The organism is Myxococcus guangdongensis, assembly GCF_024198255.1.
GTDB classification, from domain to species: domain Bacteria; phylum Myxococcota; class Myxococcia; order Myxococcales; family Myxococcaceae; genus Myxococcus; species Myxococcus guangdongensis.
Genome location: NZ_JAJVKW010000002.1, coordinates 260,546 through 282,904, shown reverse-complemented (window position 1 = coordinate 282,904; position 22,359 = coordinate 260,546). Strand labels below are relative to the sequence as shown.

19 protein-coding genes are annotated in these 22,359 nt (G+C 71.0%); 11 read left to right on the top strand and 8 right to left on the bottom strand.

Going from position 1 to position 22,359, the window contains the following annotated elements:
* Window positions 1-6 precede the first annotated feature (6 nt).
* Both aat and LXT21_RS05975 read right to left on the bottom strand, forming a co-directional pair.
* Window positions 7-705 (bottom strand): leucyl/phenylalanyl-tRNA--protein transferase, encoded by a 699-nt coding sequence (aat, locus tag LXT21_RS05980; RefSeq protein ID WP_254037124.1) that lies wholly within the window; start codon window positions 703-705, stop codon window positions 7-9.
* Window positions 706-717: 12 nt separating this feature from the next.
* Complete coding sequence (locus tag LXT21_RS05975; RefSeq protein ID WP_254037123.1) at window positions 718-1,560, bottom strand: LEA type 2 family protein; 843 nt, start codon at window positions 1,558-1,560, stop codon at window positions 718-720.
* Between the two features lie 56 nt (window positions 1,561-1,616).
* Between LXT21_RS05975 and LXT21_RS05970 the strand changes: the two genes are divergently transcribed.
* From LXT21_RS05970 to LXT21_RS05920, 11 genes are all read left to right on the top strand, one after another.
* A complete protein-coding gene (locus LXT21_RS05970) occupies window positions 1,617-2,255 on the top strand; it encodes a hypothetical protein (protein ID WP_254037122.1) in 639 nt (212 codons plus the stop codon).
* Between the two features lie 217 nt (window positions 2,256-2,472).
* Entirely contained in the window at window positions 2,473-2,697 is a 225-nt protein-coding gene (locus LXT21_RS05965; RefSeq protein WP_254037121.1) for a hypothetical protein, read from the top strand.
* 136 nt (window positions 2,698-2,833) lie between these two features.
* On the top strand, window positions 2,834-4,975 hold the full coding sequence (locus LXT21_RS05960) for a TonB-dependent receptor plug domain-containing protein (protein WP_254037120.1): 2,142 nt from the start codon (window positions 2,834-2,836) through the stop codon (window positions 4,973-4,975).
* A gap of 29 nt (window positions 4,976-5,004) precedes the next feature.
* A complete protein-coding gene (locus tag LXT21_RS05955; protein WP_254037119.1) occupies window positions 5,005-5,694 on the top strand; it encodes an HmuY family protein in 690 nt (229 codons plus the stop codon).
* A gap of 37 nt (window positions 5,695-5,731) precedes the next feature.
* Entirely contained in the window at window positions 5,732-6,823 is a 1,092-nt protein-coding gene (locus tag LXT21_RS05950) for a hemin-degrading factor (RefSeq protein WP_254037118.1), read from the top strand.
* Complete coding sequence (locus LXT21_RS05945; protein ID WP_254037117.1) at window positions 6,820-7,722, top strand: heme/hemin ABC transporter substrate-binding protein; 903 nt, start codon at window positions 6,820-6,822, stop codon at window positions 7,720-7,722. The genes LXT21_RS05950 and LXT21_RS05945 overlap by 4 nt, the downstream gene beginning before the upstream one ends.
* An 11-nt stretch (window positions 7,723-7,733) precedes the next feature.
* The gene (locus LXT21_RS05940) at window positions 7,734-8,816 is read left to right on the top strand and encodes a FecCD family ABC transporter permease (protein WP_323394140.1); all 1,083 of its coding nucleotides are present in this window, start codon (window positions 7,734-7,736) and stop codon (window positions 8,814-8,816) included.
* Window positions 8,813-9,616: a heme ABC transporter ATP-binding protein gene (locus LXT21_RS05935; RefSeq protein WP_254037115.1), complete on the top strand. Its 804-nt coding sequence runs from the start codon at window positions 8,813-8,815 to the stop codon at window positions 9,614-9,616. Before LXT21_RS05940 ends, LXT21_RS05935 begins: the two co-directional genes overlap by 4 nt.
* Before the next feature lie 266 nt (window positions 9,617-9,882).
* Complete coding sequence (locus LXT21_RS05930; RefSeq protein ID WP_254037114.1) at window positions 9,883-11,586, top strand: hypothetical protein; 1,704 nt, start codon at window positions 9,883-9,885, stop codon at window positions 11,584-11,586.
* Window positions 11,587-12,082: 496 nt separating this feature from the next.
* Window positions 12,083-12,487, top strand: coding sequence for a hypothetical protein (locus LXT21_RS05925; RefSeq protein ID WP_254037113.1), 405 nt, complete (start codon window positions 12,083-12,085; stop codon window positions 12,485-12,487).
* A gap of 65 nt (window positions 12,488-12,552) precedes the next feature.
* A complete protein-coding gene (locus LXT21_RS05920; protein ID WP_254037112.1) occupies window positions 12,553-13,401 on the top strand; it encodes an EamA family transporter in 849 nt (282 codons plus the stop codon).
* Window positions 13,402-13,631: 230 nt separating this feature from the next.
* On the opposite strand, the gene LXT21_RS05915 is transcribed toward LXT21_RS05920, so the two are convergent.
* Genes LXT21_RS05915 through LXT21_RS05890 form a run of 6 tightly spaced genes read right to left on the bottom strand, consistent with a single transcriptional unit; the run spans window position 13,632 to window position 22,299 of the window.
* Window positions 13,632-15,557: a tetratricopeptide repeat protein gene (locus tag LXT21_RS05915; RefSeq protein ID WP_254037111.1), complete on the bottom strand. Its 1,926-nt coding sequence runs from the start codon at window positions 15,555-15,557 to the stop codon at window positions 13,632-13,634.
* Window positions 15,557-16,195, bottom strand: a complete 639-nt coding sequence (locus LXT21_RS05910; RefSeq protein WP_254037110.1) for a hypothetical protein — start codon at window positions 16,193-16,195, stop codon at window positions 15,557-15,559. Before LXT21_RS05910 ends, LXT21_RS05915 begins: the two co-directional genes overlap by 1 nt.
* The gene (locus LXT21_RS05905; protein WP_254037109.1) at window positions 16,192-16,737 is read right to left on the bottom strand and encodes a hypothetical protein; all 546 of its coding nucleotides are present in this window, start codon (window positions 16,735-16,737) and stop codon (window positions 16,192-16,194) included. The genes LXT21_RS05910 and LXT21_RS05905 overlap by 4 nt, the downstream gene beginning before the upstream one ends.
* Entirely contained in the window at window positions 16,719-19,991 is a 3,273-nt protein-coding gene (locus LXT21_RS05900) for a tetratricopeptide repeat protein (protein WP_254037108.1), read from the bottom strand. The genes LXT21_RS05905 and LXT21_RS05900 overlap by 19 nt, the downstream gene beginning before the upstream one ends.
* Entirely contained in the window at window positions 19,988-21,667 is a 1,680-nt protein-coding gene (locus tag LXT21_RS05895; protein ID WP_254037107.1) for a hypothetical protein, read from the bottom strand. The genes LXT21_RS05900 and LXT21_RS05895 overlap by 4 nt, the downstream gene beginning before the upstream one ends.
* Complete coding sequence (locus LXT21_RS05890) at window positions 21,664-22,299, bottom strand: outer membrane beta-barrel domain-containing protein (RefSeq protein ID WP_046711417.1); 636 nt, start codon at window positions 22,297-22,299, stop codon at window positions 21,664-21,666. Before LXT21_RS05890 ends, LXT21_RS05895 begins: the two co-directional genes overlap by 4 nt.
* Window positions 22,300-22,359 lie beyond the last annotated feature (60 nt).

Sequence of the window (22,359 nt, the reverse complement as noted above, 5' to 3'; positions counted from 1 at the left end):
CACGTGTCACTCGGATGCGGGCTGGGTCCACTTCCCCTGGCGCGTCGGCTGACGCAGGGCCTCGCGCAGCGCGGTGAGGAAACGCTTCCGGGTCCACGACTCCGCGCCGAAGCGCGACAGGTGCTCGGTCTCCACCTGGCAGTCCACGAACTGGAAGCCCCACGCCTTGAACCGCTCCACCGCGGTGACGAAGGCCACCTTCGAGGCATCCGGCGCCAGCGCGAACATGCTCTCGCCGAAGAACGCCGCGCCCAGCGACACGCCGTACAGCCCGCCCTTCAGCTCGCCGCCCGCCCACGCCTCCACCGAGTGCGCATGGCCGCGCTCGTGCAGCGCGACGTACGCCTCCAGCATCTCGTCGGTGATCCACGTGCCGTTCTGCCCGGGGCGCGTCACGCGGCCGCACTCGGTGATGACGCGCGCGAAGGCCGTGTCGTAGCGCACCTCGTACTCACCTCGCGCCAGCGTCTTCTTCAGGCTGCGGCCCACGTGCAGCTTGTCCGGCTCCAGCACGAAGCGCGGGTCCGGCGAGTGCCACAGGATGGGGTCCCCCTCGCTGAACCAGGGGAAGATGCCGCGCGAGTACGCCGCCAACAGCCGCTCGGGGCTCAGGTCCCCGCCCACGGCGAGCACGCCGCTCTTGTCCGCGCGGTCCGGAGGCGGGAACAGCTCCGGGTGCTCTTCACTCAACAGATAGATGGGCACGCATCGCCCATCCTAGCGGGACACGTTCAGCTTCACCTCGCCCGTCAGCGAGTACGGCACCCGCATCAGTGGACCCGTCAGCTCTCCTGTCACCCCATAGGGCAGGATTCCCCGCGAGATGAGGGACCTCACCTCCGGTCCCCACGAGTCCTTCGTCACCGCGACCTCCACCGGATACACGCCCGTGGCGGACGCATCCACGCTGTCCGCCTGGGCCAGCGTCCCGCTGTCCAGCGCTTTGCCCGCCACCGCCACCTGCCACGTCAGCCCATCCAGCTTCAGCGGGAAGGGGTTGGGGTTGCGGATACCCAGCCGGAGGTTGAGTTGCACCTCCTCGGCCGAGTAGCGCGCGCCATCCAGCTCCTCCACCACCACGGTGGGCAGCCGGGGCACGCGCACCGCGCGGCTCGCGGCGAAGGGGACCTGCTGCTCGGAGTCACCGGAGCGCACCACCAGCACGCCTCTCAGGGCGAGCAGCACCGTGCCGCCCTGGGCGCTCAGCCGCGCGAGGTCCTCGGGGCTCTGGACGTAGGCGGCCTTCTCCTGGAAGGACACCTCCGTCGCGGCCCCGGGCTGGAGCGCCGTCTCCAGTTTCGCGGAGCCCTTCTTGAGCACCTTCCCCTCGGAGACGAGCTCGTAGTCGGCCCGCTCCACCATGCCGGGGCCGGCGCTCTCGAGCTGGGCGCCGAAGCGCAGGGTGGCCTCGGTGAGGCCCTGGGATTCCACGGAGGTCTGCTGGCCTGTCAGCGAGGCGGAGGCCGACGGACGGGAAGGGGCCGAGGCGCACCCCAGGCCCAAGCAGAGGAGTGCCGCGAGCTGGACGACGAGCGAAGTCTTGCGCATGACGCTAGACATTGTGTGCACCCTGGAGGGCCTCCCCAAGGGCTTTTCCGCTAGACTGTCCACCACCCGTGGTCCGACGCCGCCCCAACTTCAACAAGACGGTCCGCGCCCTCATCCGGGACATCGCGACGAAGCTGCCGGAGTTCGCCCACGTGAAGGCGGGCCGCATCCTGGTGGTGGCGGGTGAGGCGCGCCGAGCCTCCCGCGGCACCGTCAAGCCCCTGTGCTTCCGGGGCGGCAAGTGCAAGGACCGCCGGGGCCGGCGCAAGCCGGTCATCCGCATCCGCGGCCGTCGGATGCTCTACTGCATCACCTTGCGGCCGCTGTTCTTCCGGGGGTCCACCGCCCAGGCCCGACTGGAGACGGTGATGCACGAGCTCTTCCACATGTCGCGCCGCTTCGACGGCACGCTGCACTCGGGGCGGCGGCACGCGGTGCTCGGCAAGGACTTCTCCCGGAAGCTGCGTCCCCTGGTGCGCCGCTACCTCAAGCAGTGCCCTCCGGAGCTGCTCTCCGCCCTGGCCCTCACCGGCGAGGTGCGAGTGCTCCAGTGGCTCGAGCGTCCCGGCCCCGCGTACATCCCCGGCACCCACCGGCGGGTGCGCAAGGTCTACACCGAGGACCAGCTCTATTACGGCATCGCCCGCATGGTGACGCCCAAGCCGCGCATCCAGCGCGAGGCCGCCGCGCGCCCCAAGCTCCACTGAGCCGAGGCCCGGCACTCCTCCGCGCCTCATCGAGGGCTGACGCCCAGCCTCCCGCTCACGGCGAGGCCCTCCACCGAGAACCCCCACCCGCGCCCATACCCCACGGAGTGTCCGCCCCGGACAGTCCCTGGGTACGCCAATCCCCACTCACGGTCCTCCTGGAACCCGCACCTGTCGCCCCAGGGACAGAACCTGGGCGATAGGGTTGACTTTGATAATGAGTATCAATATCGTCGGTCGCGTTTCAGACATCGGGGTGGAGATGCGCGACGGATGCCAGCGGGAAGGCGAAGCGGGCGAGCTGCGGTGTCTGTGCGGAAGTCTGCTGGCGAAGCTGGTGCCCGAGGGCGTGGAGCTCAAGTGCCGGCGCTGTCATCGGACGCGGGTGGTGCCGCTGGAGCGGCCACCGGGTGATGGGAGCGCGACGGGCGCGCACGGTTGAGAGGTGGGAGGTCCCGGGGCGCGCGTTCCGGGGTGTCACAGGTTTGGACTTTGAGGCCCGAGGCCGTTGAGCCCAGTGCCCCGTGGGGACTCCAGGACATGGGAGGCCCGACCGGTCGCGGGCCGGAGGACGTTGCATGCGCGGCAGTTGGTGTCTCTTCGTGTTGGCCTGTGCCACGCCGTCGATGGCGTGGGGCTCGATGTCGTCGGAGCCCGGGGCCGTCACGGCCCAGGCACCCGGGGAAGCCGCGCCCGAGTCCTCTGTCCCTTCTGAAGTTCATGCCGCCGGGGAGCAGGTCCCGGCGGAGTCGGAGTCTTCCGCGTCGAGCGGTACCGAGGATGCGGCAGAGCAGTCGAAGCAGGCCGAGGTCGTCGCGGGTCCAGGGGCCTCGACGACCTCGGCATCTTCGACGCCCGTGCCCGCTCCGACGGAGGATTCGCTCGACGAGGTGCCCACGGCGCGCACGGTGGTGACGGCGTCGCGCACGCAGGAGCGGCTGAGCGAGACGCCGGTGGCCACCGAGGTCATCACCCGCGCGGAGATTGTCGCCAGCGGCGCGCGTGACGCGTCGGAGCTGCTCGCGGCGCACCCGGGCCTGGTGGTGAACCAGACCTTCGCCGGCGCGTCGCTCCAGGTGCAGGGCCTGGGCCCCGAGTACGTGCTGGTGCTGGTGGACGGCGAGCGCGTCGCGGGCCGCGTGGCCGGCAGCGTGGACCTGTCGCGCCTGTCCCTCGAGGACGTGGAGCAGGTCGAAATCGTGAAGGGCCCCTCGTCCGTCCTCTACGGCAGCGACGCGGTGGGCGGCGTGGTGAACTTCATCACCCGTCGCGCGCGCAAGCCGCTTGGCGGAGAGCTGCGGCTGGCGTACGGCCAGTTGGACCGGCTGGACCTGGACGCCACGGGCGAGGCGCGCGGCGAGACCTGGGGCCTGCGGCTGAGCGGCGGCCTGCAGCGTCGGGCGTCCTACGACTTGGACACGTCGGACGTGGGCACCAGCGGCAGCAGCCTGGATGGCTTCGACGTCTCGGCGAGCGGTGACTTGAAGAACCAGGGCGCGATGTCGCTGGAGGCGTCCGCGGGTGTCTCGCGGCGCACGCAGCGCGGCGTGGACCTGGGCGCCACCGGCGCCGTGTTCGACCGGGCCAGCCGGGACCTGTCCATCAACTCGCGCGTGGCGCCGACGTGGAAGCTGAGCGACGACGCGTCCTTGCGCGTGGAGGGTTCGTACTCGCGCTTCCAGCGGACGTACATGCGCGACCAGCGCCGCTCCTCCGCGCTGGACACGGTGGAACAGACGCGCGACCAGCAGGCCCGCCTGGGCACGCAGCTGGACGCGCGCCTGGGTGAGCGGCACGCGCTCGTCGTCGGCGCGGAGGCGCTGGGCGAGTGGCTGACGGCGGACCGGCTGGAGACGGGAACGGGCGAGCGGGGGCGCGGCTCGCTCTACGCGCAGGACAGCTGGACGTTGCTGACAGAGCCCAAGCTGGTGGTCGTGCCCGGCGCGCGCGTGGACGTGGACACGCAGTTCGGCTCGGCGGTGACGCCCAGGCTCGCGGCGAAGGTGGACCCGCTGTCGTGGCTCACCGTGCGCGCCAGCTACGGCTGGGGCTACCGGGCACCGGGCTTCCAGGAGCTGCTCATCGACTTCGAGAACCCCTCGGTGGGCTACGTCGTGCGCGGCAATCCGGACCTGAAGCCGGAGCGCTCGCGCAGCATCAGCGTCGCCACCGAGGTGCGCCCCACGGAGCGCTCGCTGCTGTGGGTGAGCGGGTTCCAGCACTCGCTGCGCGACATGATTGGGACGTCCGTGGAGCAGGGCGGAGAGCAGCAGCTCTTCTCCTACGTCAACGTGGCGCGCGCGCGGGTGCGCGGCGGCGAGCTGGGCATCCGTCAGCAGTTCCCGTGGCGACTGTCCGGCGAACTCGCGTACTCGCTCACCGATGGCCGCGACCAGTCGCAGGAGCGCGCGCTGGAAGGCCAGGCGCGTCACCGGCTGACGGCGCAGGTCACCTGGCGCCACCGTGAGTGGGGCCTGGAGACGTGGGTGCGCGGCGCGCTCGTCGGCAAGCGGCCCTTCTATCCGGACACGGACGGGGACGGCATCGCCAACCCGTACGACTCGGACGCGTACCTCTCCCTGGACGCGCGCATCGCATGGCGTCCGCGCGAGTCGCTCCAGTTCTTCGTCATCGGCTCGAACCTGGCCGACGCGGGCAACCCGTCCGACCTGCCCATCCCTCCGCGTTCCTTCCAGGCCGGTGTCGCTGTCCGGCTGTGAGCTTCCACCCCCACTTCCCAGGAGCCCGTATGTCCCGCCCCACCTTCCTCTCCGCGTCCCGCTTCGGCCGCGTCGCCGCCGCGCTGTGCCTGTCCGGTCTGCTCGCCGCCTGCGGTGACGACCTGGAGCCCAAGCCGGGCGACGACCTGGAGCCGACGGACGGCACGCACATCAGCCACGTGAGCAACGCGGATGGCTCCATCACCACCACGGTGAACGCCACCGACTCGTCGCTCTGGATTGGCCTGGACCTGGACGAGGGCGCGCAGGTGCCGCCGGAGACGGACGCGCTCTGGGATTTGTCCTTCAATCGCTACCACATCCGCTCGCGCGGCGGCGTCAACGGCACGGGCGGCGTGGAGGTGGCGGTGGTGACCGGTCAGGACTTCGCGGCACTGACCCAGGCGCCCGCGAGCGGCTACGCGGTGGACAAGGACGACGGCGACGACGAGGGCGCGGACCCGGACACCGTCTTCGAGGCGAACGGCGCCTGGTACTCGTATGACGTGTCCACGCACAAGCTGACGCCGCGCGCGCAGCTGTACGTGGTGCGCAGCGACTCCGGTGCGTACTTCAAGGTGAAGATGGAGTCCTACTACGACGACGCCGGCACGCCCGCGATGCTCAAGCTGCGCTGGTCGAAGCTGACGGCGCCCACGGGCGGTGCGGGCGTCGATGAAGTGCCGTCCGAAGGAATCTCCGCCGAAGTCTCGCGTTGATGTCGCCGTTCCGCTCCCCCCTCACCAGGTGTCCGCCATGATTTCCCAGACCGCCTCCACGGCCTCCTCCGCCGAGCCCACCGCCCTTCGCCAGCGCTGGACCGCGCTGCGCGAGGCAGAGCCCCGCACGCGCATCCGTGACGCGGCCCAGCAGCTCGGCGTGAGCGAGGCCCAGCTCCTCGCCACCGGCGTGGGCGAGGACGTCGTCCGGTTGGACCTGCGCCTCGACGCGCTGCTGCCCCGGCTGGACACGCTGGGCAAGGTGATGACGCTCACGCGCAACGAGAGCGCGGTGCACGAGAAGCGCGGCCTGTACCGCAACGTCGAGGTGAACGGCGCCGTCGCGCTGGTGCTCGACGAGAACATCGACCTGCGCCTGTTCCTGACGCGCTGGCGCTTCGGCTACGCGGTGCGCGAGACGCGGCCCGAGGGTGTCCGCCGCAGCCTGCACTTCTTCGACCCCGCCGGCATGGCCCTCCACAAAATCTACCTGGAGGACGAGCAGGGCGTCTCCGCGTTCGAGCGCATCGTCGAGGACTTCACCCACGCGGAGCAGACGAAGGTCGTCCCCGTGGAGGCGGCCACGGCGCCCGAGGCGCCGCGTCCGGACGCGGACATCGACGTGGCGGGCATGGTGGAGGGCTGGCGCGGGCTGCAGGACACGCACGACTTCTTCCCGCTGCTGCGCCGCTTCAAGGTCGCGCGCACCCAGGCGCTGCGGCTGGTGGGCAAGGAGTTCGTCACCCCCGTGGCGCCCGCGTCGCTGACGTGGGTGCTGGAGAAGGCGGCGGCCTCGGGGCTGGCCATCATGGTGTTCGTGGGTAACCCCGGCGCCATCCAGATCCACACCGGCCCGGTGCACACGGTGAAGGCCATGGGGCCGTGGATGAACGTGCTGGACCCCAGCTTCAACCTGCACCTGCGCACCGACCACATCCACTCGGCCTGGATTGTCCGCAAGCCCACGCGGGACGGCGTCGTCACGTCGCTGGAGCTGTTCGACAAGGACGGCGAGAACATCGCGCTGCTCTTCGGCAAGCGCAAGCCGGGCGTGCCCGAGTCCGCCGAGTGGCGGGCGCTGGTGGATGCGCTCGTCGCCGCGCTGCCCGCGCCCGGGGTGGCGTCATGAAGCCCTGGAGCCTGGGGCTCGCCGCGCTGCTCCTGTCGCAGGGCGCGCTGGCGACCTCGCCTCCCGCCGCCGCGAAGAGCGCGCCCAAGGAGGCTCCCGCGACGAAGAGCGCGCCCGTGAAGCTGGTGACGGTGGGGCCCGCCGTCACCGAGACGGTGTTCGCGCTGGGGATGGGCGAGGCCGTGGTGGGCGTGGACGACACCAGCCTCGCGCTGCCGATGGCCCGTGGCCGTCCCAAGGTGGGCTACCAGCGCGCGCTCGCGTCGGAGCCCTTGATCGCGCTGGGCACCACGGCGCTGCTCGCGTCCGAGGAAGCGGGACCTCCGGGCGTGCTCGAGCAGCTGCGCTCGGCGGGCCTGGACGTGGTCATCCTGTCCAACAAGCCGACGCTGGATGAGGCGCGCAACCGCGTCCGCGTGCTCGCCAAGAAGCTGGGGCGCGAGTCCCAGGGCGAGGCGCTGGTGGCGGACCTGGAGAAGCAGCTCCAGGACGCGGCGGCGCGGGTCGCCAAGGGCAAGCAGGGCAAGCCCGTGCGCATCCTCGCGCTGTACGCGCGGGGCGCCAACGCGCTGATGGTGGCGGGCAAGGAGACGCCCACCGAGGAGCTCATCCGGCTGGCGGGCGGCGTCAACGCCGTGACGGAGTACTCGGGGCACCGGCCGCTGACGGCGGAGGGTGTCATCGTCGCGGCGCCCGACATCATCCTGGTGCCGGACGGCACGCTGACGGCGCTCGGCGGTGAGGCGGCGCTGCGCAACGTGCCGGGGCTGTCCCAGGTGAAGGGCTGGAAGGTGACCACCGTCGAGGACGTGCACTTCATGAGCCTGGGGCCGAATCTGGGCAAGGCCGTGCAGCGCATCCAGGACGGCATGGGGTTGCCGGCGCGGGACGCGAAATGAGCGCTTCGGACGTGGCACCGGCACCCGCGAGCTATCCCGCGCGCGCGCCGGTGAATCCGGCCCGGCTCCGTCCACGTCCGTGGTGGGTGTTGGGCGCGGTGCTCGTGGTGGCCGCGCTGACGTCGCTCTCGGTGGGCTCGGTGCGGGTGCCGTTGTTGGGGCTCGCGGGCAGCTTGCTGGGAGCGCTCGGAGTGGAGACGGGTCATCGGTTGGAGGCCGTGCAGGAGGCGGTGCTGCTGTCCATCCGCCTGCCGCGCGTGGCGCTCGGGGTGATGGTGGGCGCGGTGCTGGCCACGTGCGGCGCGGCGCTCCAGGCCCTGTTCCGCAACCCGCTCGTGGAGCCAGGCCTTTTGGGCACCTCGGGTGGCGCGGCGCTGGGCGCGGTGCTGGCCATCATCCTGGACCTGTCCATCGATTCGAGGTTGGGCGCGTTCCGGCTCTTGGCGGTGCCAGGCATGGCGTTCGCCGGCGCGCTGGGCGCGACGTTGCTCGCGCAGCGGCTGGGCACGGGCGGCGGGCGCTCGGAGACGACGCGGGTGCTGCTGGCGGGTGTGGCGGTGACGGCGGGCGCGGGCGCGGGCATCGGCCTGCTCACGCACGTCGCCACCGACGCGCAGCTTCGCACCATCACCTTCTGGACGTGGGGCAGCCTGAGCGGGGCCTCGTGGAGCGTGGTGGGCGCGGCCGCGGTGCCGCTGATGGCGGCGCTGGTGCTGCTGTTGAGCGAGGCGCGCTCGCTGAACCTGCTGCTCTTGGGTGAGCGCGAGGCGTGGCACCTGGGCGTGGACGTGGAGCGGCTCAAGCGCAAGCTCATCCTGGCCGGAGCGCTCGGCGTCGGGGCGGCGGTGTCCGCGTCGGGCGTCATCGGCTTCGTGGGATTGATGGTTCCCGCGCTGCTGCGGCTCGGGATGGGGCCGGACCACCGTCGGTTGATGGGGGCCTCGGCGCTGCTGGGCGCGGCGTTGCTCGTCGTGGCGGACACGCTGGCTCGCACCGCGGCGGCTCCGGTGGAGCTCCCCGTGGGCGCGCTGACGTCGGCGCTGGGGGTGCCTGTCTTCATCGTGCTGCTGGCGCGCAGCAAGGGGACGCTATGAGCCTGGAGGCACGAGGCGTCGAGGTGTGGCGGGGCCGCGGGCGCACGCTGGGGCCGTTGTCCCTGGAGCTGGCGCCTGGCGAGGTGCTCGCCGTGGTGGGGCCCAACGGCGCGGGCAAGTCCACGCTGTTGTCCGCGTTCGCCGGCGAGCTGCCCTGCACCGTGGGCGAGGTGCTGCTGGATGGGCGCCCGCTGTCGAAGTGGCCGCCTCGCGAGCGCGCGCTGCGGCTGGGCGTGCTGCCGCAGGAGTCGTCGCTGGGGTTCGGCTTCACCGTGCTGGAGGTGGCGCTGCTGGGCCGCAGTCCGCATCCGATGCGCGGTGACAGTGGCGCGGACCTGGAGGTGGCGCAGGCGGCGCTGGACGTGATGGACATCCGTCACCTGTCCTCGCGTCCGTATACGTCGCTGTCGGGCGGCGAGCGTCAGCGCGTGCAGCTGGCGCGCGTGTTGGCGCAACTCTGGGATGCGCCCGCGCACGGGAACCGTTACCTGTTGCTCGACGAGCCCACGTCGAGTCTGGATTTGTCGCATCAGCACCTGGTGCTGGAAGAGGCGACGCACTTCGCGCGCAACGGTGGAGCGGTGCTCGCGGTGCTCCATGATTTGAATCTGGCGGCGCGGTACGCGCATCGCATTGCCGTCATCGCGGGAGGTCGGCTGGTGGAGATAGGCCCTCCCGCGCAGGTGCTCCGCGCGGAGCTCATCGCGAGCACGTTTGGTCTGCAGGTCCAGGTCGTCGAGTGGCCGGATGTGCCCGGTCCCTTCGTCATCCCCTCGGGCCGGGTCTCACCTCCCGCGTGAGTGGGAGTCTGGCAGTCGTTGTCTGAAGCTGCTTCTCGCGGGGGTGTGCGGCGAACCCGGCCTCCCTCCATGATGTACCGCTGGGCGCCCGCCCCCGCGAGGAGTGTTCTTGTCGGACCCAGGCTGACCGCCCGTCCTCGGGTGTGGAGCAGCCGGGCAGGCCGTGTCCCGACTGTTGTTGTCTCCTGATGGACAGAGCACGTGCTCGAATGCGAGCGAGCAGGGGACCCCCGCGCCTCCTGCTCCTGCTGTCCTTGGAGGAGCGCGTGTTGTCCTGCCGCGCACCCGTCACCAGCGTGGCGGGCGTGGAGGATGTCCCCCTGGTGGGTTTCGAGTCCGCGGTGCAGGCGCGAGCGTGGGCGCTGGTGGTGTGGAGCGTGGGGTTGCTGGCGTGTGGCGCGGGCGCGCCGCCCTGTGATTCCGCGTGCGAGCCTTCGGATGAGGCCTGTCGACTGAGCGCGTGCGGAGCCCTGCCCGAGGAGAGCCCGCGGATGCGCATCGCCTGTGACGCGCTTCCTCCCGAGGGGCGATGCCTGGGGCCTCGCGTGGTGGAGCACTGTGTCGACGGTCAGCTCCAGCAGCGGGACTGCGCGATGGGCGAGGCCTGTGTGGAATCAGGCGGCGCGCACTGCGAGGTGGCGGCGGCCTGTGTGGAGGGCCTGTCCCGTTGCTCCGACGCGGGCGCGCTGGAGCGCTGCGCGGAGGGACGCTGGGCGTCCGCTGCGTGCGAGGCCGGCTGTGTGGTGGAGGGGACTCGGGGGTTCTGCGGCGCTCCTGGGCGAACGCTGAGTGGCGTGGCCCGCTATGCGCGGCGTCTGCCGGATGCATCGTTCCGCGACTGGACGTCGGAGACGGAGTGGGTGCCCGCGCGGGGCTTCCTCGTCGCGTCATTCCAGGGCGGGACGCTCGTGGACCTGAGCCTGACGGATGGCTCGGGGCGGTTCACCGTGCGCGTGTCGAAGGACGTGGGCGCGGAGGACGCCGTGGTGATTTACGCGGCGGGGCAGGGGCAGACGGGGCTGGTGGAGTACGCGGTGGCGGACCCGGGGCTGTCGGGAGCACAGGGCGTGCCCGCGACGCCCGGTGCTTCGGCGCGCATCTGGAGTTGGTCGAGGCCGACGCGTGTGTTGCTCGACGCACCTGTGTTCGCCATCGAGGAGTCGGAGGGTTCCGGGGCCGCGGCGGTGTTCGAGGCGGTGCGCGCGGCGTGGCACGGGACGCGGGAGCGATATGGGTACACGGGGCTGCCGCTGGTGGCGTGGCTGGGCTTCGGCACGACGTGGTCCTGTGGGGCGTGCTTCGCGCCGTGGCAGGTGACGGCGGCGGGGCGGCGCTGGTCCGCGCAGCTCTGGTTGCCGGGGGACTCGGATGCGGCGTGGTGGTCCGAGGCGATGGTGCTCCATGAGCTGGGCCACTGGGCCATGGCGAGCCATGGGACGAGCCCGTCCGAGGGTGGGCCTCATTTCCTGGGCGTGCCGACGTTCCCGGGGCAGGCGTGGAGTGAGGGTTGGGCCACGTGGTTCAGCTCGGACACGCGCGGCAGTCCCCGCTATTACGACCGCCAGGGCGGGACGATGTTCTGGTTGGATTTGGAGACGCGCTCGCCGGAGATGATTGCGTGGAGCAGGCCTCGTCCCGAGGAGGGGTTGCTCCAGCCCATCGAGGAGAACGAGGTGGCGGCCATCCTCTATCGACTCGGCACGAGCACGCCGTCGCGTCAGTTGCTGTACGAGTCGCTCGCGGCTCCAGCGATGAACCTGGCCCCGTGGGCGCGTGGCTACCGCAAGCACACGTGGCGCATGGAGGAGGGGAGTCCGGTGGAGGTGGTGGAGACGCTGGAGGCGGCGCCGTGTCTGGCGGACTTCCTGGATGCGCTCATGTGCGGAGGCTTTCCGCGTGCGCTGATGGACGCCGCCACCGAGCCCGCCGTGGCGTATCCGTATCCGAGCCATGCACCCCTGTGCAGGTGAGCGGAGCATGTCCATGTTCGCGCCAGGGGCCGTCCGGGAGTTCGTCGTGTCGATGATGGGATGTGGACGGAGGGCGCCCGTGAGGTGGCTCGCGAGTCCTCGTCGGCGCATCGCGGGTGCGGTGCTGGCGCTGGCGCTGGTGGGAGCGCTCTCGGCGGGAGTGGCATCGGGACTGGAGCGGGCTCGAGGACGGCCTCGCAAGAGCCCGGAGCCCCGGCCTCCGTTCTCACAGCAAGGCGGAGGGGTGGCGCGTGCGTCCGTCGGCCCCGAGGGAGCTTCACGTGCGGCACCTCGAGTGGCACGCACGGTGGATGCGCGTCTTCGCCCGGAGGTGTCGACGGTCACCGCCGTGGCGCGAGAGACAGGTGCACGGCCTCAGGTGCGAGAAGCGTTCTTGCGGACTCCCTCGCGTGGTCACGAGGAGGAGGCCAGGACCTCTTCGGATGAACATGCGTCTCAGGGAGGTGCGGCGGCGCCGAGCGGGCTCACGTCGCGCATGCCCGCGCCGATGCGGGTCGACTGGCGCGAGGTGGTGTCCGAGGACGGTGCTCTGTCACTCGCGGCCGAGGTGGAGCGGCGGTCGGGGTTCGACGCGGACATCGAGGTGCGCATCGAGCTCCCCGAGGGTGTGCGTGTCGTCGAGGGCTCCACGGACTTCGTGTTGCCCAGGAGCGCGGGGGCACTCGCGCGGGTGACGCCCTGTGTGGTGGCGGTTCCTCCTGGCGTGGTTCCGGAGACGGACCTGGTGTTGTCGGCTCAGGCGCGAGGTGGGTCCTTCGGTGCGCACGCGGAGGCGCGGTACACCTTCGGGCGCGAGCTTCGGCTCGAGCGACCTCCAACACCCACGGGGCCGGTGTTGCCTGCCCGGCTCCTCTCGGGGAGTGATTCCGACGTTCCGTGAGCAGGTGAGGACCTGGGAGGCGAGGCTGGAGTAGATACGGAGCCTCGTCGTTCCGAGGAGCCTCGTTGCAGACCGCTGCCCTGGTGTTGGTGTTGCTGTCGGCGTTCCTCCACGCGTCGTGGAACGCGATGCTCAAGCGGCATCCGAATCCCGAGGCGGGAGTGGTGGGGGTCATCACCGTGGCGACGGTGGGCGGAGGACTGTGGTCGCTCGGGATGCAGGGCGAGGCGTTCCCGACGATGCGCGGGTTGATGTGGGCGCTGTGCGCGGGCGCGTGCGAGAGCGTCTACCTGGTGGCGCTCGCGCGAGCACTGCACCGAGCACCGCTGGGCCTCGCGTACACCGTGTCGCGCGGTGGGGCGATGTTGCTGGTCTGGCCGGTGTCGGTGCTGCTGCTGGCGGAGCGCGTGTCCGTGTGGTCGCTGACGGGTGCGTTGGTGCTGGGCGCGGGGCTGGCGGTGATGCACGCGTCGCGTCCCCAGGGGCGCGCGGCAGCGGGCGTCGCGTGGGCGGCGCTGTCGGCGGTGGCGATCGCGGGCTACCACCTGAGCTACAAGCTGGCGCTGGCGGAGCGCGCGCAGCCGCCCGCCCTGTTCACCACGGGCCTGCTCATCGCGCTCCCGGTGCTGATGGTGGAGCGTGGGCGACAGCTGGGCTGGGTGGAACTCCTGCGACAGGCGTGGAGCCGACCCTGGCTGGTGCTCGTCGGAGGCACCATCAGCATGCTGTCCTTCTCGCTGCTGCTGACGGCGTTGAGTGACAGTGGGGCAGGGGTGGTGCTCACGCTGCGCAACACCTCCATCGCCTTCGCGCTGCTGCTCGCCGCGTTCCAGGGAGAGCGGCTCGGACACCGTCAGCTCTCGGGCGCGGTGCTCGTGTCCGTGGGCGCGGTGCTGCTCGGTATCCCGGCGTGAAACCGCCAACGGGTGACCACGGTGCAACAACCGCTCAGGCGGAGTGCGCTCCAGGCAATGCGCTGCTGCGCCCGCTGGCGTGAAGACGCTGACTGGCGCACGCGCCAGCGCAGACGTGGTGCTCGCGTCGGTCGGTGCTGCTCTGCATCCCGGCGTGATGCACCGCCACTCGGACCCGGGCCAGGGCCGTGGCCCCGGGTCGACGAGGGCGGGCATGGCCCGCCGGGTGTCTACTCCGCCTTCGCGGACGCACCCCCGCCCAGCCGCTTCAGGGCGAGCTGCGCGTCCTCGTGATTCGGCTGGAGCTTCAGCGCCGTCTGGTACTCCTGCTTCGCCTCGTCCACGCGCTTGGTCGCCTCGAGCAGCTGTCCCAGGGCGTTGTGCGGCTCGGCGAACGTCGGGTCCACCTGTGAGGAGCCCCGGAAGGACTTCTCCGCGTCCTTCGTGTTGCCCTGCTGGTACAGCGCATGGCCCAGGTACAGCAACGTCAGCGCGTTGCGGGGCTCCACCGCCAGCGCGTCACTCAACACCTTGCGCGCCTTCGCCCCATCACCACCACGCAAGTACAGGAAGCCCAGCTCCGCGCGCGCTTCGATCTGCGCCGGGTCCTTGGCCACCACCGCCTCCAGCTCCGTCACCGCCAGCTCCGGCCGCCCACGCCGCGAGTGGACGATGCCCAGCCGCGCCAGCGCCGCCGTGTCGGCCTCCTCGCCCTCCTTCGGGCGCAGGTACGTCTCCGCGCCGGGGTAGTCCCCCATCGCCATCAGCAGGTCCGCCAGCCCCAGCTTCGCCGCGCGGTGGTTCGGGTCCTCCTTCAACACGCCCAGGAACAAGGGCTGCGCCTTCGCCGCCACGCGCTTCTTCGCGTACGTGTCCGCCAGCGCCAGCCGGTTCTCCACCGTCGGCGACAGGGTGACGCACTCCTCGTACTCCGCGATGGCGCCGTCCAGGTCCCCCTTGGCCTTCAGCGCCTCGCCGTAACCCGCGCGCGCCGCCGCGTCCTTGGGGAACGCCTCCACCGCCGTCTTCAGCGTGGCCACCGCCTCGTCCGCCTTGCCCAGCGAGAGGTACGCCCGGGCGAGGCCCTGATACGCCTCCGTCGTCTTCTTCCCGTCGTCGGTGCTCTTCTCGATGGCCTTCTTGAACGCCTCCACCGCCTGCTTCTTCTTGCCCTGCTCCAGGTACAGGTGGCCCAGCTGCGTGTACGGACCACTGGCCCGACGCGGCTCCAGCACCAGCGCCTTCTCGAAGGCCTTGGTGGCGCGCACGTTGTCGCCCAGCTGGTAGTACGCGAGCCCCAGGTTGAAGTGCGCCTCCGCGTACTTCGGGTCCGCCGCGATGGCCTTGATGAACGCGTCGGTGGCCTTGCGCGGGTCGCCCTTCTCGTTGAGCGCCACGCCCAGGTTGTTCTGCGCACGCGCGTGCTTCGGGTCCGCCGCGATGGCGCGCTGGTACTCCCCGATGGCGCCATCCAAATCGTTCTCGCGCAGCAGGATGACGCCCAGGTTGTAGTGCGCCTCCGCGTCGCCCAGCTTCTCGCGGGTCGCCTCGCGCAAGGTCGCCTTCGCCTCGCCGTTGAGCCCCTTCTCCGCCAGCGCCTTGCCCAGGTTGATGCGCGCGACGTTCAGCTGACCGTTGAGCTTCAGCGCCTCACGGTACGCCTCGATGGCGTCGTCCGTGCGGTTGGCGCGCTGGAGCGCCTCGCCCAGGTTGAAGCGCAGCTCCGCGTCCTGGGGCGACAGCTCCACCGCCACCGAGTACTGGCTGATGGCCACGTCCGTCTCGTCCAGCACCCGCGCCAGCAACCCGCGCTCCGAGCGCAGCGTCGCGTCCTCGGGGAAGGCCGCGATGGCCTGGTCCAGCAGCGTGCGCGCCTTCTCCGCGTCGCCGGCCAGCCTGAGTGCGCGGCCCAGGGCCAGCCTCGGCGGCACCAGCTCCGGCTCCAACTCCACCAGCTTCGTCAGCGGCTCCACCGCCTTCTTCGGCTTGTTCAGCGCGAGGAAGGCCGTGCCCAGCCGGTAGAGGGCGTCGGCGTCGTCCGGGGACGCGCGCAACCGGGCGCTCTCCACCGCCGCGGTGCGCTCGAGCGCCGCCGCGTCGGGTTGGGACGTCTGGGCGGTGAGCAGCTGGAGGACTAGGACGCCGGCTTTCGTCATCACAGGTTCTCCACGTAGGGACTGGCGCGCGCGTCGAACGTCTTCTTGGCGAGGGCGGACTTCTTCGCCTCCCACGCCTCACGCGCCGTCTTCTCTTCCTTCTCTTCCTCGGCGAGCTCGGCGCGCTCCTCCTTCACCTCCGCCTCGCACTCGGCCACCTGCTCCTCGTACTTCTTCGGGTCCAGCTCCTCGCTGCCCTGCACCTTCGCCTTGCGGGCCGACGTCAGCTTGGCCAGCTCGAACTTCGCGAAGGCGCAGTCGCGCGCCAGCTCCGACACGTCCCGCAGGCCCACCGACAGCCGCTGCTTGGCGCGCAGGTACTCCACGCGCGCCTCGGACTCCTCGATGGCCAGCTTCGCGACCTCGCGGGACACCTCGTCCGTGGCCCGGTCCACCTCGTCCTCGGCCGCCTCCTGGCGGTCCTTGGCGCGGCGGATGTTGTCGCGGGCCCGGTCGATTTCGTTGTTCGCCTCGTCCACCTTGTCGACGGCGAGCGCCAGCTCGTTCTCCGCCTCGAGCAGCTCGATGCGGACCTCGAACGGGAGCTTCTTCACCAACGAGTTGGGCACCTTCATGCCGTAGCTGGAGCCGCAGCCGGCGGCGAGCAGGGGAAGGGTGAGCAGGAGCAGATGCTTCATGGAACGGTGGCCTCGAAGCTGCCGAAGATGGTGCGGCCGGAATAGATGTCGGTGCCGTTGACGAACGTGACGTGGAACTCGCCGCTGATGCGCTGGCCCTGCGCGGTGGGAAGCCGCTGCACCACCAGCGAGCCGCGCTCGAGCGGCGGGAAGACGCGCGCCGGCTCGTCCAGCACGCTGCGGCCGATGGCGCCCCGCTGCGCGCCACCCTCCAGGACCTCCGCGAGGTTGATGTCCAACCCGCCCGTGTAGCCCTCGGGAATCATGTCCCCCACGCGCGCGCTGACCTTCAGGAGCGTGTTGACGCCGGGCCCCTGCGGCTTGACGAAGTTGATGGACAGCTCGCCCTCGGCCAGCACCGCCTCCGAGCGCGTGTAGCGCAAGTCGAGCAGCGGCGACACGCTGCCCTCCAGCCGCCCCCCCTCTTCGCCGCACGCGCACAGGCCAGCCACCAGCACGGCGGCCAGCGCCAGCCCCCAGAGGGGCCGGACGCTGGAGACCGCCATGGCGCGGATGCCCGGGCTCACTTGCACGCCTTCCATCCGGCGCTGTCCACGTCCGAGCCCGTGAGCGAGCCCACGTCCTTGAGGACCGCCAGCTCCCGCCGGGCCCCGTCCACGTCGCCGAAGCGGCAGCGCAGCGCGGCCAGGTTGAGGCGGGCCTTGTCGTAGGTGGGGTCGGAGTCCATCGCCTTGGCGTAGGCCTCGCGCGCGCCCATGGCGTCGCCCATGTTGAGCAGCGCCCAGCCCAGCGCGGAGTGCGCCGAGGCCTTGGTGTCCTGCAGCTCCGTCACGCGGCCGAACGTCAGCTGCGCCACGCCGAACTGCCGCGCGTCCAGGTACGCCATGCCCAGCGCCTCCAGCGACTCCACGCTGAGGGTGCGCTCGGCCTTCTTGCGCAGCTCGTCCAGCGCGGCCGACTGCAGCGGCGCGCCCGGCTGCGGCACCGGCAGGGACGCCTGCTCGGAGCGGGCGCGGCAGCCCACCACCGCGGCGTTGAAGACCTCCAGCGACTCGGCGCGGGACAGACACGCCTTGAAGGCCTCCTCGGAGCGCGCCTTGAGGGGACCGACCTGCTCCTTCACCGCCGCCTGGAACTGCTGCGACTCGGAGGCCGACAGCCCGCCCGGCACCGGCGTGGACTCGACCACGTCCGCGATGTGCCCGTACGCCAGCGCCAGCCGCCACAGCGACGCCACCGCCCACTCCGGATAACCGAGCGACGCGGCCTGCGTGTAGATGCCCTCCAGGCTCTGCAGCGCGGCGACCTTCTCCTCCACCTTGTCCGCCGGCAGGTCCTTGTAGCCGCGGTAGAGGATTTCGCCCAGGTACCACAGGCCCTTGGCCGCCTCCTCCGTCTGGCCGTTGGGGCCCTGCACCGCCGTGGTGAGCGTGGCCACCAGCGCGTCCGCGTTCGCCGTGGGCGCCGTGGTCGCCTGCACCTCCGCGAGCACCGCCGCCGCGCCCGCGCTGCGCGGGTCCTGCTTCAGCGCGGACTCCGCCGCCAGCTTCGCGCGCGAGTAGTCCTTCGCCTTCAGCCGCGCCTCGGCCAGGAGCACCAGCACGTCGCCCTTGCGAGCGCCGGAGGACTCCGCCGCCGTCTCCAGGTTGCGCGCGGCCTCCTTGTACTCCCCCAGCGCCATGCGCAGCCGCGCGCCCGCCAGCCACCCATCCACGCCGGCCACGTCCGAGCCCAGCTTCTGGCCCACCTGCTCGAACCACGTGGCCGCCTCGCCGAACGCCGCCGCCTCCGCCGCGTGACGGCCGAGCGTCAGGAGCACGTCCGACAGGTACTGGCTCTTGGGGTAGTCCTGCGACAGCTTGGAGCCCAGCTCGCGCTCGGCCTGCAAGTCGCGCTTCTCGCGCGCCGCCGTGAAGGCGCCGTACAGGGCCTTCTCGCCGATGTCGCTGTTCTTGTTCTCGTCGGCCACCTTCACGAGGCCCTGGATGACGTCGCCCGTCTCCTGGGCGCTCTGCAGCGCCAGCTCGTCGAGCGCCTCGGCGCGGCTCTGCGTGAGGATCTTCTGCACCTCCGCGCGGAAGTTGCCCGGCAGCGGCGCGCCGAGGAACTTCTTGCCCGTCTCGTCCAGGCCCTTGAAGTCGTTGACCTGCCGCAGGCTGTCCAGCGCCAGGTTGCCGGCGACGGTGGACTCCTTGTGCTGCGGGTGCGACAGGGCGAAGGCGGTGAACAGCTCCGCGGCCTTGGGGTAGTCGCCGTCCTCGTAGAAGGCGCGCGCGATGTTGAACTTCACGTCCAGGGCGTTGGGGCTCTTGGGGTAGCGCGACACGTACTCCGCGCCGAGCAGCTTCATGGCCTGACGCGCGTCCGCCACTTCATACGCGTTGCGCTTGAGCGCCTCCTCCGGCTTGAGCGTGGAGAAGTGCGCGAGCAGCGCCGCGTAGATGGCGTCCTCCTCGCCCTTCACGTCCTTGGCCTTGGCCTCGTACCGCGCCAGCTCCTCGAACTGACGGGCCGCCTCCGGGAAGGCCTTGGCGGAGAAGAGCGCCTCCGCGCGGTTCTTCATCATCGGCCGCACGTACTGCTCGGGGCGGAAGAGGCTCAGGTACGCCTCGTAGGCCTCGGCGGTGCTCAGGTAGAGCTCCTTCTCCTCCTTCTTCTGCGCCGCCAGGTGCAGCTGGGTGGCCAGGTCGCGGCCCATCTCCTCCAGCTCCGCGAGCTGCTTCTTGCGCTCGGACTCCACCAGCTCCGGGTCCGTCTTGCTCTGCACCGCCGCGCGCACCAGCACGCGGAGGTCCTCCGGCTCCGGCAGCACCTTGCCCTTGGCCGCCTTGAGCGCGTCGTAGAGCTTCTGGCCACGCTCCAGGTCCATCTCCGGGTCGTGCTGGATCTCCATCAGCTTGCGCAGCGCGGGGATGGCCCACTCGTACTGCTGCTTGATGAAGTAGCGGTTGCCCAGCTTGTCCAGCGCGAGCGAGTACGTGGCGCGGCTGTCGCTGAGCTTCTCGAAGTAGTTGAGCGCGCCCTTGGCCGGACGGGCCTCGGTGTAGCTGTAGACCAGGTCCAGCAGCGCCTCGCGCTTGACGTTGAGCGCCTTCTTCACGTCCACGCCCGGCAGAGGAGCGCTGGCCGCCGCGGCCTCGAAGAACGTCACCGCCTCCGCGTGCTTGGCCTGGTTCACGCGAATCCAACCCATCTTGTAGCGGGCCAGGTCGTGAACGGGGGAGGGCGGGGCCTCGAGGATGGCCTGGTAGTGCTTCTCCGCCTCGACCAGGTCGGCCTTGTCGAAGAAGTGGTCACCCAGGATCTGCTCCGCCTCCAGCCGCAGCGGGCTGTTGGGGAACTTGCGCGTCAAATCGCCCAGCGTCTTGAGCATCTCGTCGAACTGCCCGAGCTCACGCTGCTCGTGCGCCAGGTAGAACGTCACCTGGTCGCCGTCCTTGAAGTCCGGGTACTCGCGCAACAGGCGGTAGTACATCTGCACCGCCTTCTGCTTCATCAGCCGCGTCTCCGGGGAGACGATGGCGCCCGTGGCTCCCTCGGGCCGGGACTCGGCCTGCAGGTAGTACACGTAGCGGCTCTTCTCCACGTAGAGCTCGGCCAGCCGGAACTGGAGGTCCGGCAGGTACGGCGCGTTGCGGCTCTTGGAGATGAGCTTCTCCGTCTCGCCGATGGCGCGGTCCACCTTGAAGATGTCGCGCTTGAGCTTGGCGATGAACTCGTCGCGCTCCTTCGCCTTCGACACGATGGGGTTCAATCCCGCGGCGTTGCGGCCCGGGCTACCAGGGGCGGCCGCCAGCAGGGCGGCGGCAATCAGGCCGGTAAGCTGGCCGGTCATGGGGTCTCCTCGATGCAGCGGCTCTCGATGCTGACCCGGTACGACTTGAGCTCGTCGTTCCAGTACTCGCCGTCGAAGCGGAAGGCGACGCTGTCGGGCGTCAACAGGGGCTCGTCCACCGGCACCACCAGCTTGGCGCCCTTCTTCACGCGCTCGTACAGCTTCAGTCCCACTTCGTATTCCATCAGCCGCACCTGCTCGGCCGCGCGCAGGAGCGTGTCCGCCTCGTGCCGCACCGCGCTCGCCAGCCGCGCGTCGTACACCCGCACGGCCTCCGCGCGGGACAAGTCGTAGAGCTTCGTCAGGTGGGTGAAGAGCCGGTCGCCGAAGCTGCCGGCGTAGCGGCCCAGGCGCTCGCCCTCCAAATCCAGCGTCTCCACGAAGCGCGAGGCGCGCTGGGTGCCGCCGTGCGAGTTGGCCGCGCGGCGCAGGCGGATGTCCTGCGTCAGGTCATCGCGGTTGCGCACCGCCTCCAGCGAGTCCGCGAAGCGGCGCGTGAGCTCCTTGGCGGCGCGCTTGGCGGGCAGGTAGTGGCACAGGTCGCGGTAGATGAGCGCGCGCAACAGGTACTTGTCCGGCAGGAACTCGTCGCGGAAGGACGGCGCGTCCAGCGTGGTGAGGATGCCCAGCGACGCGCGCGGCTCGCCCAGCTTGTAGCGGGTCCACGCCTCCTCCAGGTAGAGGCTGGCGCGGCCCGGGTCCAGCTGGGGCAGCTTCACCAGGTTGTAGGCCTCCAGCGCGCCCGTGAAGTCCTGGCGCTCGTAGCGCAGGCGGGCCACCGCGAGCGCCGCCTCGTTGCGCGCCGAGCGGGTGAGCTTCTCGTCCTTGGACAGCGTGAGGAAGTCCGCGATGAGCTCCTCGGACGGCTCCTTCACCTGCTTGAGCCGCGTGACGAGCAGCGCGAACTTCGCGTGGCTCGCCTCCGCGCTCGTCTCCGACAGCTTGGCGAAGTGCGTGTTCGCCCAGCGCTCGTTGCCCACGCGCAGGTCCACCAGGCCCTGCTGGTAGTGCGCGTACGCGCCCGTGTCCTCGGGCAAGAAGCCCAGGTCCAGCGCGCCGAACACCTGCTCGTCGATCATCACCTCGTCATGCGGCCGGTCCGTCAGCGCCTTGAGCGCGTCGAGCGCGCGCGGGATGACGTTGGGGTTGGAGCGCTCCCGCGCGATGCGCGCCAGGTACGACGCGCCCGCGTGCGTGAGGCCCAGGTCGATGAGGCTCTTGGCCAGGAAGTACTGGCCCCAGGCGTAGTTGTCGTCCGTCTTGGGCGCGGCCTCGAGCCAGGCGTACAGGGGACCCGCGGCGTCGCGCGGCTTGCCGTCGAAGTAGTCCTGCAGCGCGCGGTCGAACGTGGCCGGGTCCACCTTCTGCGGCAGCGACGCCGGAGGAGGCGTGGGGGCCTCGGCCTTCTTGTCGCCCTCGGGCTTCTTGTCGGCTCCGGGCGCGGCCGGCGCGGCGCTGCCCTCCGCGGGCTTCGTGCCGGGCGCGGGCGGCGTGGCGGCGCCGGACGCGGGCTTCGTGCCGGACGCGGGCGGCGTGGCGGGGGCGGCCGCGGGCTTCGCGTTCGCCGGGGGAGGTGGCATGGGCAGCGCGCCGCCGCCGGACTGGGCGCGGGCGGCCGCTGGAGACACGACGAGCGCGGCGCTGGCGAGCGCGGCGATGAGTGAGAGTGAAGTCATTCCGTGGCGCCGAAGTTGAACGCGGTTCCGAGCTGGACGACCGGGACGTTGATGATGCGCGAGGCGCCGGCGAAGACGACGTTGTTGGACACGTCCAGCCGGAACGACACCGTCTTGCCGGAGAACATGCGCACGCCCAGGCCCAGGTTGACGGCGGGGCGGAAGCCGTCCTGCCGGTCGATCTTCACCACCGTGCCGCCGCCGAGCAGGAACGCCTCGAAGTGCAGCACGGAGCTGTTGAGCACCGCCGTCTTGCCGTACAGCGGGCTCCACACCAGGTCGGAGCCCACCATCCACTGCACCTGGTCCTCGAACGCGGACGCGGTGGGGGCCACGTCGAAGTCGCGCTCCAGCTGGCGGCGCAGCGACGTCTGGATGTTGTAGCTGTACGTGCCCCGGCCCACCTGCCACGCGAACGTGTCGCTGAAGTGGTACGTGTACGAGACGCTTCCGGTGAGGCCCTTGTAGAAGGCGTCCGCCGGCAGCACGCCGACGCCGAGGTACAGCTCGTGGTGCATCCGGTACTGCCGCTCCTGGATGGCGGAGACGGAGCCGGGGTTCTCGAGCGCCTCGGCCTGCGCGCGGGCAAGGCCGGGCGCCAGGAACAAGAGGATGAGCAGGGCGTATCGCACGGTGGGGGCTTCCTGGCGGATGAGCGGAACGGAGCGCGGGGAGAGGGGGTGGGCCCCCCG